The sequence below is a fragment of the Halomonas sp. 113 genome, assembly GCF_904067645.1.
Lineage (GTDB): Bacteria > Pseudomonadota > Gammaproteobacteria > Pseudomonadales > Halomonadaceae > Vreelandella > Vreelandella titanicae.
Genome location: NZ_LR881453.1, coordinates 4379048 through 4395365, shown reverse-complemented (window position 1 = coordinate 4395365; position 16318 = coordinate 4379048). Strand labels below are relative to the sequence as shown.

Below are 16318 nucleotides of genomic sequence, written 5' to 3'. Positions count from 1 at the left end.
CGATATGTCAGGACCGCTTTCACATATTCGCGTGCTTGATCTGAGCCGCATCATGGCAGGCCCATGGGCCGGACAGATTCTTGCCGACCTGGGGGCTGAAGTCATCAAGGTCGAGCGCGCCGGGGTAGGCGATGATACGCGTCGCTGGGGCCCTCCCTTTCTGAAGTCTGAGTCCGGGGAAGAAACTCAGGAGTCCGGCTACTATCTGTCGGTAAATCGCGGCAAAAAATCTGTCGAGGTGGATATCACGTCTGAGACTGGCCAGGCAAATATTCGTGAACTCGCCCGCACCTCGGACATTTTACTCGAGAACTTCAAGGTGGGAACGTTGGAGCGTTATGGCTTGGGCGCTGAGCAGCTGCACGAGGTCAACCCCGATCTGATCTACTGCTCTATTACCGGTTTTGGCCAGGATGGCCCCAGGGCCAATGATGTCGCTTACGATTTCATGATCCAGGCGATGGGCGGGCTTATGAGTGTCACCGGCGTGCCGGATGGTGAGCCGGGCGAGGGGCCGCAGAAAGTCGGTGTGCCAATCGTCGACATCATGACCGGGATGTACAGCGTCATTTCGGTACTGGCAGCGCTAGCTAATCGCAGTCAGAACGGGGGAGGAGAGCAGGTCGATATCGCCATGCTCGACGTCGCCACAGCGATGCTGGCGAACCAGGCGATGAACCACCTAGTATCTGGCAACACGCCAACCCGCAAGGGGAATAAACATCCCAATATTCAGCCGCAGGATGTATTTCCGGTACGCGATGGTTATCTCGTGTTGGCGGTTGGCAACGACGAGCAGTTCGTGCGCTTTGCCAAGGCTATCGGTAAGCCCGAACTCTCGGAAGACCCACGCTATGCCACCAATGCAGAGCGTGTGAATAACCTTGATGCGCTGCATCCTTTGATCAGTGAGCGTCTTCGCGAGAAGGATCTAGCGGATTGGCTGACCGCGTTTCAGGAGCTCAAGGTTCCCTGCGGCCCCATTAATACGGTGCCGATGGTGCTGGACGAGCCACAGATCAAGCACCGTCAGATGCTGCGCTACTTGCCTCATCCGCTGGCTGGCAAAGTGCCTCAAGTGGTCTCTCCCATGCGTTTCAAGGCATCACCTTTATCGTTTGATAACGCGCCACCTCTGCTGGGCGAACACAATGATGAAATTCTGAAGCCGCTTGGTATTGGTAAGGAGAATAAATGAACGGTGCTAAACGAATAAGTTTTCCGACACCGGAAACGATGACCGAAGCTCAGCTTGAAGTTTATGAACAAATCGTCTCTGGCCCGCGTCGTACGCTGGTCGGGCCGCTTCGAGCTGCGCTGCATAATCCAGTCCTGGCAGATCGCTGGCAACGATTGGGTCAGGTGCTGCGTTTCGAAACCTCGATCCCGACGCATCTGAACGAGTTGGCCATCTTAGTAACCGCTCGTCGCTGGAACAGCGAATTGGAGTGGGCGATACACGCCGGCGATGCAGATCGCGCGGGCTTATCCTCTGAGATTGCCGCCGCTATCCGTACCTGCTCGCTGCCCGATTTTGGCGAGGACGACGCGGCGCGGGAGATCTACGAATTTTCTCGCCAAGTCCTGCAGCAGGGCGACATCGAGGACGATGTCTATCAGGCCATCGTCGTGCGCTGGGGAGAGGTGGGGGCTGTCGAGTTGACCGCAGTAATTGGCTATTACTCGATGGTTGCGATGACACTGAACGTGCATCGCATTCCTTTACCAGACGGCGTCACCGCATCGCTGCCCGGCTCACCGATGACGCTGGCACAAATGCCGGCAGCAGATACAGCTGTTTAACGTTTTAAAGTCGCAGTGTCAGTGAGGCGCGGCTTTGAGCATCTAGCCAACCGCGATATTCTGAGCAGCGAGCAGGAGGTCATAATGAAGTGCACGACACGCTGGGTGCTGTCGACGTCGACCGTCTGTGTCGCGATGTTGCCGCAAATTGCAGTGGCGAATTCTGATGCCTGCGCCAGTTTGGTTGTTCAGTCCACTGACCGGATGGAGATCGTTGCGACGACCTGGGTTGAGGCTGGAGCCGACCATGACACCAATGCCGATCTACCCGCTTACTGCAGAGTCGATGGAATTATAGACGCTCATCTCGGTGCAGGAGACCGCCCGCTTGGCCAAAAATTTGACCTGCGGATGCCGGATAATTGGAACGGTCGGTTCTACTTCCAAGGTGGCGGGGGGCTCGACGGGCGAGTTCGCCCTGCTATCGGCAGCGGGCAGCCTGACGGGAACACGCCTGCTTTGGCCGAAGGTTACGCGGTTATCTCAACCAATGCGGGCCACGACTATCCAGACGGTTCCTTCGGATTCGACACGGAAGCACGAGAGGTCTGGGGTTACCGAGCGATTGAGGATGTGACCCTGGCCGGCAAATCGCTGGTCAGCGCGCATTTTGGCGAGGATCCGCATCATTCTTATCTTGTCGGCTGCTCGAACGGCGGACGGCAAGGCATGATGGCCAGCCAGCGCTATCCGGACCTATACGACGGCATTGTCGCGGGTGCTCCGGTCTTCCGTCTGAGTCGATCCCATATCGACACAGCCTGGGGGCTCCAGAACCTCACGGCGATCGCGCCCGAGAATGATGACGGCGACCCTATTCTTGCCCGAGCTTATAGCGACGCCAATCTTGCGCTGCTGTCGGATGACATCCTCGCAGCCTGCGACGGGCTTGACGGGCTCGAGGACGGACTGGTCTCGGACGTAGGGCAGTGTGACTACGATCCTGCCCGCCTACAATGTAACGGCGACAAGAACGAGAGTTGTCTTTCAACGGATCAAGTGCGGGTGATGCAGACCATCCATTCTGGCTCCCACGATAGCGCAGGCCATGCGTGGTACGTGCCATGGCCCTTTGACCCGGGTATCGCCGATGAAGGCTGGCGCAGATGGCGTCTTGGTGATTCCGAAACGAAAGAGCCCAATGCGATCAAGGCGGGTCTCAGCAACAACGGGATTAAACACGTCTTCATCACGCCGGCCGATGGCGATTTTGACATCCAGAATTTTGACTTTGATACCGATCCCCTGAGGATGGAGGCCTCTGCCGACTTTGCTGACGCCGTGTCTGCCGACTTGTCAGCCTTTCGCGATAGGGGAGGCAAGATCCTGATATATCATGGCGCGAGCGATCCAGCCACATCAGCCTTCGACACAGCACGCTACTACGATAAATTGACGCAAGAGTCGGGTGGGCTCGCAGCCACGACAGACTTCGCAAGGCTGTTCTTGGTTCCCAGTATGGGGCATTGCCGGGGCGGCACAGGTCTCGATGAGTTCGATGCACTGGCCGCCATCGTTGCCTGGGTTGAGGAAAATGACGCCCCCGAAACCTTGACGGCTAGTAGCACCGAGATGCCAAGCATAACGCGGCCTCTCTGCCCCTATCCGACCACTGCCTTTTATGATGGCTCAGGTAATACTAATAGCGCAGGCAGCTTTTCCTGCACATGAACCGGTCGGATCGGCTGGTTCTGCCGCCGATCTGACTAAGCGAAAGGGAACATAGATACGATGTTCTACGACCCTCGTACCGAATCCCACGGATTGCCCCACAACCCTTGGCTTGCCCTGATCGTGCCTCGGCCAATTGGTTGGGTTTCGACCTTATCGGTGGACGGCACGCCCAACCTTGCGCCCTACAGCTGCTTCAATGCGATTTCTTCGAAGCCACCTTTCGTCATGTTTTCGTCCGATAGCCCCAAAGACAGCGCGACCAATGCTGAGAAAACAGGCGTCTTTTGTATCAACATCGCCACCTATGCGTTGCGTGAGGCGATGAATCAAAGTGCAGCCGCCTACCCATCAGAGGTCGATGAATTTGAAGCTTCAGGCCTCACCGCCGAGCCCTGTCGAAACATTCCTTGCGTCCGGGTCAAAGAGTCCCCAGTGAGTATCGAATGTCGCCTGTCACAACTGATTACCTTGACGCCCTCGACCGGCGAGCAGTGCACCAACCGTGTTGTTATCGGCGAGGTGATCGGTATTCATATAGACGAGTCGATTCTGCGTGAAGGGCTTGTCGATGTAGAGCTCTTACGACCACTTGGCCGGATGGGTTATCGCGAATATACAGTTCCACCGCGCTCTTTTGAGATGCTGCGGCCCGTACTGGATTAAGTCTCGGCATCAGGCGCATCCAAAACGCGAACCCTAAATGAGCACGCATGAGCAATTATGAAAGTCTTATCTTGAATGTGGCAGATTATATTTCCACTATTACCATCAAACGCCCGCCAATGGACGGAAACAGATCTGCCTATCGCGAGTGACCATTTGTTTGAATTTTCTAACGGTTGATGATGTAGAGCCAGATCAAATAATCTTCCATCCTGATCATGAGTCTATAGAATAGCTTTATAGATGATAATTTGCTCATAACGCTGATGGGAGACATTTGTCATGCAGAAGTCTGGAAGCACAGCTGAGCTTTTGGGTAAAAGTGCAGTGGCTCGTTATATACAGTTAGCAGGATTGTTTCGACGCCTAATTGTAGCCGGCGAGTGGCGAGTTGGAAGTCAAATTCCTACGGTTGCGGAGCTCTCCAGTGAGTATCAAGTCGCGAATATGACCATTCGACAAGCTTTAACCCAGCTGGAAAGAGAAGGGCTGATTGAGCGCTTTCGAGCCAAGGGTACTTTTGTCCGCAAGCGCCCTGGGCAGGATCTTTGGTGTGAAGTACAGACAGACTGGAACGGTATGTTGATGTCGCGTGCAAACGCAAAAATTTCCGTTTTGTCTGATCAACATGGGACAACGCTTGATCAATCGCTACTTGAGTACGGTAGTGTTGCGCCTGCTTATAGGCACTTAAGGCGACTGCATACTCGGGAAGAAACTCCCTTTTTGATTGCCGATGTCTACATCGATGAAAGGCTACGCTCATTAATTCCAGAGGAGAGGTACACCACAACGACAGCGATGCGCTTAGTATCGGAACTGCCAGGCGTAAAAATTGTTGATGCACGACAGATTCTGTCTATTGGGGAGGCGGACCCAGAAACAGCATCATATTTAGAGATTTCATTGGGCGCTCCTATTGCGGTTGTTCAGCGCTTGGCAATCGATGATCAGGGTGTTCTGATTTTGGTGGCTAATGGACTTTATCGTGGAGATAAGGTGCGTATTGATATGAAATTACTCAAATAAAAAAACAACATCAAGAAAGTGGCCTCGCTAATCTGAAAAGGAGCGAATGATGGACAGTATAGGACAGCCTATTATCGGTGTTGGCGCTATTCTTGTCCGGCCTGACGGATCAGTACTGCTTGGGTACCGCGATAAGCCCGGTGAATCGCCAAGCTGGTGCTTACCAGGTGGCCATGTTGATGCGGGGGAGTCATTTGAGATGGCTGCTGTTCGCGAAATTGCAGAAGAAACGGGGATTTCCGAGCTGCAACGTGTGAAGATACTGGCGATAACCCAACACCTGAGTAGCTCAGTCTCTACAGTTACCGGTGCAGTGTTAGTTACGGTGAAGCAGGATGCCGAAGCAGCATTGCTTGAGCCAGAGGTGTTTACTCAATGGCGCTGGTTTAGCTCCGGCGCTCTTCCCTCGCCGTTATTCGCGGCAAGTCAGGCGGTATTGTCATATTGGCTTGGCGATGAGTCGCCAAGCGGCTGGGAGACATATCCTATCGCTCAAGCAGAGTGAGTTTTGCTATGTAGAGCGCAAGCTTTCCATCGGCACAGACGTATCAAACTTATGCCGCTTACGCGACAGTAGCGTGCGGAACTTGCGCAGATTATCATCGCCATAGAGCACGCGATCACAAAAGCTGTCGTACTCATCTAAATCAGCGACTGTCACTATCAATACAAAATCACACTCGCCGGTTACCTGATAGCACTGCTTCACTTCAGGGGCGCTCAGCGCTGTTGTTAAAAAACGCTGGTAGAGTGATTTGTTATCCCTCTCCATGGTGACTTCTACCACCATGTGCAAGCACTGCCCCAAGGCGTCAGGGTTGAGTAGTGCTACCTCCCGTTCAATGATTCCAGCGTCGCGTAATCGATTAACGCGCTTTAAACAGGCCGAGGGCGAAAGCCCTATCGCATCCGCTAGCGCCTGGTTGGTCAGGCTGGAGTTACGCTGAAGCTGGTCAAGGATTCGTCGATCAATGGCGTCCATGAAATAAAATGTCCTTTCTGAGCTCATAAAGAACGAATAGTGATTGTTAGTGCGGAATTGAAAAGAATATTCTGCATCTGCCCCATTATCATAACCGTTGTTCAAATGATGGCAACGGGGGCTTGATGCAGATAAAAATTCATCATCTATGGGCTTGGGTAACTCACCTATTACAAGACGCGCTGCGCGTGTACCTGACGCTGCTCAAAATCCTGATTCCAGCATTGCTTATCGTCAAAGCATTAGAGCTCTTGGGTGTTATCGGCTGGCTGGGAAAGGTATTAGCTCCCTTAATGAGCATACTCGGTTTGCCCGAGCAGTTGGGCGTTGTGTGGGCGGCGGCGCTCTTTACCAACTTGTACACCGCCATTGCGGTATTTCTTCAAGTAGCTGGTGATATGCACTTGAGTGCCGAGCAAGTGACAGTGCTGGGTGCATTAATGCTGGTAGGGCACTCAATTCCTGTTGAGGGGGCCGTTGCCAAGCGCGCTGGCGTACCTTGGTGGGCTACGTTAGTCCTGCGCGTAGGTGGGGCTTTGCTGCTTGCTTGGCTCTTGCACTGCTTCTATTCGTATTTTGGTTTGTTGCAAGCGCCAGTAGCATTGGTATGGCAACCAAGCTTGTCGACAGCGCCAACGCTAAGCAGTTGGGCTATTGCACAGCTTGAAACGCTAGCGCTTATCTTTGTGATTATTTTAACGCTGATTGTGCTCCTAAAACTTCTGAAAAAGCTCGGCCTGGAGCGCTGGATTCATCTTGGCTTGCTACCGCTACTCAAGCTATTAGGTATTGGCCGTTCGGCAGCGAATGTAACGGTGATTGGTTTTACGTTGGGATTAAGCTATGGCGCAGGGCTGCTGATTCGGGATGTGCAAAATGGCGTCCTCAGCAAGCGCGATAGCACGCTTGCACTATGCTTTCTCGGCCTCTGCCATAGCGTTATAGAAGACACGCTGCTGATCTTGATGCTCGGGGCCGATATAGCGGGCATTTTATGGGCACGGCTACTCTTTGCTGTTATTGTCACCGCTATGATTGCCCGTTGGCCCGCAACCACAATCAATAGGGCGCTACACCGGCTGCCGTAAGCGTAAAATGGATAGGCCCAATCCGATAAAAGCACTACCCATCAGGCGATTGACCCATGTCACCCGCGAGCGACTGCTCAGCCAGCGGGCGAGATGCTTGGCAAGGGTGCCGTAGGTCATCAAGGTGACAAAGGAGAGTGCCATGAAGGTACCTACCATGATGGAGAACTGAGGAAGCAAGGCGCGCTGCGTATCCAAAAACTGTGGAAACAGGGCAGTGAAGAACAGGATCGCCTTAGGGTTGCTCATGGCGACCAGTACACCTTCACTGACAGTGCGCCATCTGGGAGTGGGGTTTGCCGGGCTGGTTGAGACCGCAAGGGAGGTTTTGCTCCGCCACTGACGAATGCCCAGGTAGATCAAGTAGGCTGCGCCGCCCAGTTTAAGCAGGTTGAACAGCACTTCCGAGGCGTTCAACACCACCCCCAGCCCCAAGACTGCTGCACTGGCCAGTATGAGTAGGCCAGTGATATTCCCCAGCGACGAAAGCGCCACGCGCTTGGCTCCTCCTGCCATGCCATTGCGCACCGCGACTAGAAAAGCGGGCCCGGGGCTGGCAATGCTGACCAGTGCCACGGCAACAAAAAGCAACCAAGTGGAAAGCAGCATGGGCGCATCTCCTGACGGGGTTGAAGTGACTCATCGCATTAATCCTAATGGATAACACCCGTGTAGACGACTAAAAAGCGTATTTAAGGTGTGGCGAATAAAATGAATGTGTTTCGCGCAATATAGGACTTGTCCTTTCGGTTTCCGGGTCAGGAAGTGGTCGGGGCGGCGACTCAAACTCTCAGCAAGCCTCTAATATCTCTTTTGACAGAGACTCCCCGTTCAGTGTGCGTGCGTACTGTGACAGCTAAACTTTGCTGGCGACCAAAAGGGCGGTCAGCGATCTTAGGCAATTCTGCCCAAAATACCGGATTTTGTAAGACATTCGCTATTGGGTTTGTAAGATATCTCTTAAAAATCGATGACTGAATTGATTTTGCTAGGAGATGCTGTAGTTTTTCCCGGCGTTGCTATCAGGGTTAAAGTCCTAAGCAATAAATGGCATCGACTTAATACGACTTTTTATAGAAGAGCCCTTTCTCAACAAGATGAAAAAGGGCGATCCCTCATGGCGGCATTCAGTATTGATGGCGCTTGTGTTTAGCCTTACTGGGTTTCAGGCGCATGCCTTTATTTATTTCGATTATTACCAGCTTTCCTACCGTCATCTTTACAGTACTGCTAAGTGTCGCCGTTCTTTACTGGTTAGTTTCGCTATCGGGATTGGTCGATAGCGACGTAGTCGAGGGTGATGTTGGCGAAGGCGGTTCGCTGGCGCTGGGTGGTTTACTGGCAACGCTGGGCTTGCACGGCGTTCCCCTGCCGCTAGTGATTACGCTGCTGGCATTAACCGGCTGGCTGTTTAGCTATTTCGCAATGTTGTTGTTAGGAACACACCTAAACCCAGGCCTGTTGCTGTGGGTGTTTAATGGCGTCGTGCTGATATTAGGGTTTGTTGTCGCCACTATTATCACGTCCTTGCTGATTCGCCCTATGCGGCCACTTTTTCGCCCCGCTCAGCACCTGCCTATTGAACAGCGTTTGACAGGTAAGCAATGCACGGTTCGCTCGGCAGAGGTGACAAAAGAGAAAGGCCGCGCCGATGCGCATATCGATGGTGACCATCTTATTTTGCAAGTGCGAAGCGACTCAGCGCTGGTGCGTGGTGAGCGCGCCATCATTATTCAGTACCTGTTTACTGAAGATGCGTACTGGGTGGTATCTGAAAAAGATTTTGAAGCCGGCTTAGCCGATTAATTGCCTTGGTGCAGGAGATAAAGATGGATTTGTCGTGGATCATGCCACTACTGGTTAGTGTCAGTGTGATTGTTATTGCACTGCTTGCAATACTGGCACTGTTTAAAGCCTTTTATCGAAAAATAGATCAAGGTCAGGCGTTAATCGTCAATGACCTCTCCACGACTCCTAAGGTTTATTTTACTGGCGCCATGGTGCTGCCCGTTGTTCACCGTTCCGAAACCATGAAGGTGTCGGTGATCACCCTGGAGCTCAATCGTACCGGGAAAGAGGGGCTGATTTGCCGCGATAATTTGCGTGCCGATATTAGCGTAGCATTCTACCTACGCGTCAATGCCACTGCCGAAGACGTCTTGCGCGTTGCTAAATCCGTAGGTGTTGGTCGTGCGTCCGATCGCGATGCCGTTAATGAGTTGTTTAACGCCAAGTTCAGCGAAGCATTGAAGACCGTCGGTAAAAAGATGGACTTTATGCAGCTCTTCGAAGAGCGCCAGCAGTTCCGCGACGCCATTGTTGAGACCATTGGTCAGGATCTTAATGGCTATATTCTCGAAGACGTTGCGATTGATTATTTAGAGCAGACGCCGAAAAGCTCTTTGGATCCGAACAACATCCTGGATTCAGAAGGTATCAAATGTATCACCGAGATTACCGCCCGGCACAATGTTGAGACCAACCGCCTGGAGCGCGACCAAGAGCTGGAAATTCAGCGCAAGAATGTATCCGCACGCGAAGCAGCGTTAGAACTTGAGCGAACTCAGGCCGATGCCGAGGCGCGTCAGCGTCGTGAAATCGAAAGCTTGCAGTCTCGTGAGCAGTCCGAAGCCGAGCAGGTGCTTCAGCAAGAACGTGCGAAAAGCGAAGCCGCGCGGATTAAAACCGACGAAGAGCTGGCGATTGCTGAAGAGAACAAGCAGCGCCAGATCGAAATGGCCACCAAGGCCCGCGAACGTGCGGTACAGATCGAAGAGGTGCGCATTCGTCAGGCAAAAGAGCTTGAGGATGTAACCCGTGAGCGTGCGGTAGAAATTGAACGAATCGGTATGGAGAAAGCGCTGGAAGAAGAGCGCAAAGAGATTGCCGACATTACCAGCCAGCGTATTGCGGTTGAGCGCAGCGTGGCCGAAGAAGAAGAGAATATTAACGATGTGCGCAACCGCGCCGAGGCGGAGCGCCAGAAGGTCACTCGCTTGACCGCTGCTCAAGCCGAAGCGGAAGAGCGCAAGCTCAAAGAGGTGCGCGCCGCGGAAGCAGTCTTCGAGCGCTCCAAGCTGGAAGCGGAGGAAGCGGTTATTCGCGCCCAAGCCGATCTGGATGTGGCAGAGAAGAAATCCGCCGCAGAAGAGAAGCAGGCGCGTGGCCAACAGGCGCTTGCCGCCGCAGACGGGTTGGCCGAAGCGCAAGTGCTGGAAGCGCGTGCTCACGCCCAGCGCAGTGAAGGCTTTGCCCTTGCCGAGGTTAAAACGGCCAATGCGAAAGCTGACGAAGATGCCGGGCTGGCGGAGGTGCGTATTCTTGAACAGCGCCTTGAAGCCGAGGCCATGGGCGAGGAAAAACTGGGCACTGCGAAAGCACAGTCCAGAGAAGCAATGGCCAAAGCCGAAGCGAATGGCTTGGTCGAGAAGCTGCGCGCTTACGACAATATGTCCGAAGAGGCTCGCCACTTCGAAGAGTTCCGTATGAACCTGGAGGTTCACGAAAAAGAAGTCATGGCGCAAATCGAAGCTCAGCGCATCGGTATGCTCGAAAATGGCAAAGTAATGGCTGCCGCGATGCACAATGCCAAGTTTGAACTGATTGGTGGCGACAGCGATGTGTTTGAAAAACTCACCGCTGGCCTAGGCTACGGTAAAGCAGTACAGGGCGTGCTTGATAAGTCGCCAGCGCTGCAAGCCACCCTGGCGGGCTTGGCAAATCGTGCCTTGAACGCTGACGCAGGTAAAGCCTCCGAATCTGCCTAAAGGGTAGGGTGACTCTCTATGCAGAGAGTCGCTTTACCTCCTATGCAGAGAGTCTCGGCCTACGTCGTTCCAAGCGGCCGGTGATACCTTTCCAAGACCGCAATCGTCACCCCATTGCGGTCTTTGCTATTTCTAGTGAGCACTTTTTCAGGATGACTACTATGTCGAAGGAGCACTCTTCGGTTGAAAACATCGTCAGAGAAAGCACCGCATTCGAGACAATAAAGCGGCGCTTGAGAACCCAGGGCGGCGAACTGGGCGATTCGATCGGTAAACTGAATGACGCCCGCGCTGACGTTTTCGGTAGCAGTAGCATGGCGCTGTTGGGCCGGGCCCGGGTACGTACCGAAAATAACGCCATTGCCCGCGATATGGTGCGCATTGGCGAGCAAATCCTGTTTGGCTTTAACGTGCAATTGGGATTGCGCAAAGAGCTTGAGGCGAGCGATATCTTTGCGCTTTATCACCTAAAAGACGACGAAGAGGGGCTTGAGTTAAGCGAAGCGCCGATGGCGGATAGCTTTCTCACCGAGAGCCGCTTTGTTCAGGATTTCAAAGAACTCCAGAAATACTACAGTCACGCTACGCTGGTTCAACTGGTCACCCTGAACAACAAGCTGCTGATCGCTTTTCAAATAGGTGAAAAACTTAGCGATCTGCGTGTCTTCCGTTGGGAGTTAGCCGCCAGCGGCGAGGTGAGCCGCTATATCGATAACCGCGGCGAGCGCGACTTGGTGTTCCCCGACCGCTTCGCCTTCCCCTGGCAGACAGCAGGCCGGGATATGCAAGAGCAGGGTCGCGCACCCCATCTGAATATCCTTGATACCGTCTTCGTGGATAACCTGCGCGGACACATTACCTTCAAGATCGAGAACAACACCAGTAGCGGCGAGGGTGTCTTTAGCGACCCGGTGGAGTCAGACTCCCAGTCGCTGGACGATGCCAGCTTTGAATATGCTGATCTTGGTGCGGTGGTGCTGATTCGTATTTTGCCCTTCAATGAGCAACAGTGGCGCTACTACCTTTTCAACCGTGCTGAGCAGCACGTTAAACGTGTCGATGCCATGGCGGGCTCCGTCGTTGAGCTGCCGGAAAACCACGGCCTGATTTTTCCCTCAGGCTACTACTTAAATACGGGTGAGTTGACCACCTACGAAGTACCCGAGGAAGACCTGCGCTTCAAACGTATGGTGCGCTCGCCAAACGGCGAAGATGTTCTCTACACTTTCTACGCGCCGCAAACCGGGCAGGTGGTGCTTTATCGCTACAACTTGATCCGCAAGCAGGTCGATACCCCCATGGTGGGGCACGGGGCGGCGATACTTGAAAACGGCCATCTGGCGATTTTTTACGCTGAAGACGAGCCTACGCTGGTACACCCTATCCAGGTATGGGCCACGCCCTTTATGTCGGAGCGCTTCCATGCCCAGGATGCGGTGCGTAACGACACGCCTCTAGGCCGAATTGGCAACCCTGATCTGGTACGCGGCATTGCCGAGCTCAATAGCATCGTGCAGCTCGCTAACGAGCAGCAGGCGTCAGAGCGGCACTTTAACGCCATCATCCGGCGGGTCGACCGCACGCTGAACCAGTTCCACTGGATTGGTGAAGCTGACTTTAAAACCATTCACGCCGCGCTTGAACAGCTAAAGCACACCGCTGAACTGATGCTCGATGAGTATGAGAAAGTCCAGGCGATTCGTGCCCAGACAGCCCAGGCGCTAGATGAGGTTGAAAAACAGCAGGCGACGCTGCTGCGGGAGCTAAAGCCCAGCAGTTGGAAAACTCCCGACCTATTCGTCACCTACCTGAAGCACTTACGCGACCATCGTGGCCGACTGATGGCGCTGCGTGAGCGCCGCTACCTGGATGAAGAGCGCCTGCAAACCTTAGAGCAAGCGCTGGATAAAGCGGAACAATCGCTGACCCAGCAGACCTTTAGCTTTCTTGCTCAGCCAGAAGCTCTGGATGGCTACCGGGAAACCCTGGCGACGTTGAAAGAGCAGGTGGGTGAGGCAGAGAATCGCCAGCAGTTGGCGGAGTACGTGGAGCGTTATCGCGAATTAACCGCGGGCCTGGATATGATTCAAGGGTTGCTGTCGTCGATGTCTGGCGGCGATGCTATTGAGCATACGCGGATTACCGAGAACATCTCCAGCATCTACGCCTCGATTAATCAGCAGCGCTCCGAAGCGGAGATCCGTTTAAGAGAGCAGGGGAGCGCAGAGGCTCAGGCACAGTTTGCAGCCCAGATTCGCCTGTTTGAGCAGAGCCTGGCTAATGGTGTTGGTGCACTGCGGGAACCCGATGACTGCGACCAGTTGATGACGCGAATCCTTGACCAACTCCAGGAGTTGGAGAGTCAGTTCGGCGAATTTGATGAATTTTTAACCACCATTCTTGAGCAGCGTGAAAGTGCCCACGAGAGCATCGAAGCACGCCGCCAGCAGCTGCAGGATGAGCGTCAACGTCGCGTCTCTACTCTAACGGACGCCAGTCAGCGGATTTTGACCAACGTGGAGCGCCGTACGGAACGCTTTGAAACCCTCGAAGAGCTGCATAGCTTCTTCGCGGCGGATGCCATGGTCGGCAAAGTGCGCAGCATGATCGATGAGCTGCGCAATATGGGCGGCAATCTTGAGGCGGACGATATCGCCGGACGCCTGCGCTCCTCCCAAGACGCCGCCATGCGTAGCGTGCGCGACCGTTCCGATATTTATGAATCCGGTGGTGATGTTATTCGCTTAGGGCCGCGCCACCGCTTCAGCGTCAACCAGCAGCATCTTGATTTAACCCTGGTGCCTCGCCAAGAGCGCATCATGCTGCATCTGACGGGCACCCAGTATTACGAGCCGCTGGAAGATGAGCGGCTGACCGAGCTGCAAGACTACTGGAGTATGCTGCTGCCTTCTGAAAGCCCCGCGGTCTATCGCGCCGAGTATCTTGCTTATCGCTTTATGGACGAGTTGGCGCAGCCCGGTGCTAAGCCGATTAATGTGGAAGATTTCAGCGAGTTGCAGCGTCAGATTGCCAATTTTGCCTCGCCGCGCTACCGCGAAAGCTACGAAAAAGGTATCCACGATCACGATGCTGCGTTAATCGTACGCACCTTGTGGCCAGCCCGCCAAAGTGCTGGCTTGCTAGGGTTTGGGCCACTGCCGCGGGCATTGGCAATGCTGTTCTGGGCCGATCGTATTCATGATGAAGAGGCGACCCGTAACCTGCGCGCTCGCTGTCTTTCGGCAGGCATTCTGTGCCGCATTATGAATAACGAGGATCTGCTACGGGCTTTGATTCAGGAAGTGCAGCCGCAGCTTAACGCTTTTGTAGCGGCCCAGCAGATCAACTGCTCGGTGAGTGAGATAAGCAGTGCCACGGACTTTCTGGTGCGCCAACTAGCGGAAGAGGGGGAGCGTTTTCCGGTCACTCAGTACGCCGCCAGCCTGGTGGAAAGCTTTACCACCTCCATGCAGCAGCAGGGGCACTACGCACATTTCCAAGAGGCCCTGGCCGTGGTGGCGGGTAACCCCGGTGCCCGCTGGGTGATCACTTCCCACTGGCTCCAGGCTCACGCGGGGCAAGCCAAGCAAGAGGCTTTGCTGCACTACCTGCCTGAAGCGATTGCCATGCTCAATACGGCTGACCGGTTAGCCACCGCGCCCCATAATGTTGAACTAGCCTTCACCATTACCGGCTTGCTGGGCCAGCACGGACGGCTTGAGCAGCAGGAGCTCACGCTTCAGCTCGATGACTTTCAGGAGCGACTGCGCCACCACGAGCAGGTTGTTATAAGCAACTGGACGGCGTTACAAGAGCGTCGCCAGCTGATTTTACGTGAGCAGCGGGAGCGGTTGCGGCTTGAAGAGTACCTACCTAAACCGCTCAACTCCTTCGTGCGCAATAAGCTGATTACCGAAAGCTACCTACCCATTATTGGCGATAACCTGGCTAAGCAGATGGGCACGGTAGGTGATACGCGGCGAACGGATAATAGCGGTTTGCTGATGATGATCTCCCCGCCCGGCTACGGTAAAACCACACTTATGGAGTATGTGGCGAACCGCCTGGGACTGATCTTTATGAAGATTAATTGCCCCAGCCTTGGCCATGATGTGACCTCCCTGGATCCTGACGCGGCTACGCACTCCACTGCCCGGGCCGAGCTGACCAAGCTCAACCTCGCCTTTGAGATGGGCAACAACGTGATGCTCTATCTGGATGATATTCAGCATACTCACCCGGAGTTTTTGCAGAAGTTTATCTCGTTATGTGACGGCAGTCGTCGGGTTGACGGCATCTGGAATGGACGTACCAAGACCTACGATATGCGCGGTAAGCGCTTCTGTATCGCCATGGCGGGTAACCCCTACACCGAAAGCGGCGACGTGTTCAAAGTGCCCGATATGCTGGCCAACCGCGCCGATGTTTATAACCTGGGCGATGTATTAAGCGGCATGGAAGAGGTGTTTGCGCTCTCCTACATCGAGAACGCCATGAGTACCAATACCGTGCTTGCCTCTTTAGCCACGCGGGGCATGGACGATTTCTACCGCTTTGTTGATATCGCCATGGGCCGCGAGGTGCCAAGCACCGAGTTTGAACACGACTATAGCGCCGCAGAGCGTGAAGAGATCGTGGCGGTGCTGAAGAATATGTTTAAAGCCCGAGAAGTGGTGCTACGCGTCAATCAGCAGTATATCGCCTCCAGCGCCCAGGCAGATGAGTACCGCACCGAGCCGCCATTCCGCCTACAGGGCAGCTACCGCAATATGAATCGGTTGGCGGAGAAGATGTCACCGATCCTCAGCGACGACGAACTTGAAGCGATCATTGATGACCACTACGTCGGCGAAGCGCAACTGTTAACCCAGGGCGCCGAAGAGAATCTACTCAAGCTGAAAGAGCTTAGAGGCACCTTGAGCGAGGAAGAAAAACAGCGCTGGGAAGATATCAAGCGTGAGTTCCAACGTCGGCAACTAACTGGGGGTAATGAAGAGACCGGTGCCCTAGTGGTGCGTCAATTAAGCTTAATTGCGGAGGGGGTTGGTCAATGGGGGAAGGTAAGAACGGAGGATAGTTAATGTTGCCTGACGAATCGCTTCCACGTTTATCTATCAATATATGGGAAGGTGGAGGTGAATAAAAAACGGATCAAAGCGATATACCTACTGATTTCGATTGCTCTTGCCTTGATCATTGCATCACTGATGGTTTACGTAGCACTTGATCATAATACTCAAGGAGAGTTCTGCGCGTACACAACCGACATGTCTTCCTGCGATTACCAGCACGAGGCCATCGCTTCTGTATTT

Annotated in this window: 12 protein-coding genes; 10 read left to right on the top strand and 2 right to left on the bottom strand. The window is 54.0% G+C overall.

The genetic code is table 11. From position 1 onward, the window contains the following. Nucleotides 1-4 precede the first annotated feature (4 nt). From YERSI8AC_RS20615 to YERSI8AC_RS20590, 6 genes are all read left to right on the top strand, one after another. Nucleotides 5-1198, top strand: a complete 1194-nt coding sequence (locus tag YERSI8AC_RS20615) for a CaiB/BaiF CoA transferase family protein (protein ID WP_159177432.1) — start codon at nucleotides 5-7, stop codon at nucleotides 1196-1198. Further along, on the top strand, nucleotides 1195-1803 hold the full coding sequence (locus tag YERSI8AC_RS20610; RefSeq protein ID WP_159177431.1) for a carboxymuconolactone decarboxylase family protein: 609 nt from the start codon (nucleotides 1195-1197) through the stop codon (nucleotides 1801-1803). The genes YERSI8AC_RS20615 and YERSI8AC_RS20610 overlap by 4 nt, the downstream gene beginning before the upstream one ends. An 84-nt stretch (nucleotides 1804-1887) precedes the next feature. After that, nucleotides 1888-3474 (top strand): DUF6351 family protein, encoded by a 1587-nt coding sequence (locus tag YERSI8AC_RS20605; protein WP_159177430.1) that lies wholly within the window; start codon nucleotides 1888-1890, stop codon nucleotides 3472-3474. Nucleotides 3475-3534: 60 nt separating this feature from the next. Next, nucleotides 3535-4140, top strand: a complete 606-nt coding sequence (locus YERSI8AC_RS20600) for a flavin reductase family protein (RefSeq protein WP_159177429.1) — start codon at nucleotides 3535-3537, stop codon at nucleotides 4138-4140. Between the two features lie 282 nt (nucleotides 4141-4422). Next, complete coding sequence (locus YERSI8AC_RS20595; RefSeq protein WP_190374535.1) at nucleotides 4423-5169, top strand: GntR family transcriptional regulator; 747 nt, start codon at nucleotides 4423-4425, stop codon at nucleotides 5167-5169. A 49-nt stretch (nucleotides 5170-5218) separates the two neighbouring features. Further along, on the top strand, nucleotides 5219-5674 hold the full coding sequence (locus YERSI8AC_RS20590) for a nucleotide triphosphate diphosphatase NUDT15 (RefSeq protein ID WP_159177428.1): 456 nt from the start codon (nucleotides 5219-5221) through the stop codon (nucleotides 5672-5674). Nucleotides 5675-5680: 6 nt separating this feature from the next. On the opposite strand, the gene YERSI8AC_RS20585 is transcribed toward YERSI8AC_RS20590, so the two are convergent. Then, nucleotides 5681-6151: an Lrp/AsnC family transcriptional regulator gene (locus tag YERSI8AC_RS20585; protein ID WP_159177427.1), complete on the bottom strand. Its 471-nt coding sequence runs from the start codon at nucleotides 6149-6151 to the stop codon at nucleotides 5681-5683. A gap of 125 nt (nucleotides 6152-6276) precedes the next feature. Here YERSI8AC_RS20585 and YERSI8AC_RS20580 point away from each other — a divergent pair, with 125 nt between their 5' ends. Beyond that, the gene (locus tag YERSI8AC_RS20580; protein WP_159177426.1) at nucleotides 6277-7239 is read left to right on the top strand and encodes a nucleoside recognition domain-containing protein; all 963 of its coding nucleotides are present in this window, start codon (nucleotides 6277-6279) and stop codon (nucleotides 7237-7239) included. On the opposite strand, the gene YERSI8AC_RS20575 is transcribed toward YERSI8AC_RS20580, so the two are convergent. Next, entirely contained in the window at nucleotides 7222-7848 is a 627-nt protein-coding gene (locus YERSI8AC_RS20575; protein WP_159177425.1) for a LysE family translocator, read from the bottom strand. The genes YERSI8AC_RS20580 and YERSI8AC_RS20575 overlap by 18 nt on opposite strands. Nucleotides 7849-8412: 564 nt before the next feature. Here YERSI8AC_RS20575 and YERSI8AC_RS20570 point away from each other — a divergent pair. The 3 genes from YERSI8AC_RS20570 to YERSI8AC_RS20560 all read left to right on the top strand — a co-directional run bounded on the left by YERSI8AC_RS20570 (nucleotide 8413) and on the right by YERSI8AC_RS20560 (nucleotide 16087). Further along, the gene (locus YERSI8AC_RS20570) at nucleotides 8413-9045 is read left to right on the top strand and encodes a hypothetical protein (RefSeq protein WP_039857316.1); all 633 of its coding nucleotides are present in this window, start codon (nucleotides 8413-8415) and stop codon (nucleotides 9043-9045) included. Between the two features lie 23 nt (nucleotides 9046-9068). Beyond that, the gene (locus YERSI8AC_RS20565) at nucleotides 9069-11006 is read left to right on the top strand and encodes a hypothetical protein (protein WP_159177424.1); all 1938 of its coding nucleotides are present in this window, start codon (nucleotides 9069-9071) and stop codon (nucleotides 11004-11006) included. A gap of 161 nt (nucleotides 11007-11167) precedes the next feature. Further along, the gene (locus tag YERSI8AC_RS20560; RefSeq protein WP_236557369.1) at nucleotides 11168-16087 is read left to right on the top strand and encodes a DNA repair ATPase; all 4920 of its coding nucleotides are present in this window, start codon (nucleotides 11168-11170) and stop codon (nucleotides 16085-16087) included. Nucleotides 16088-16318 lie beyond the last annotated feature (231 nt).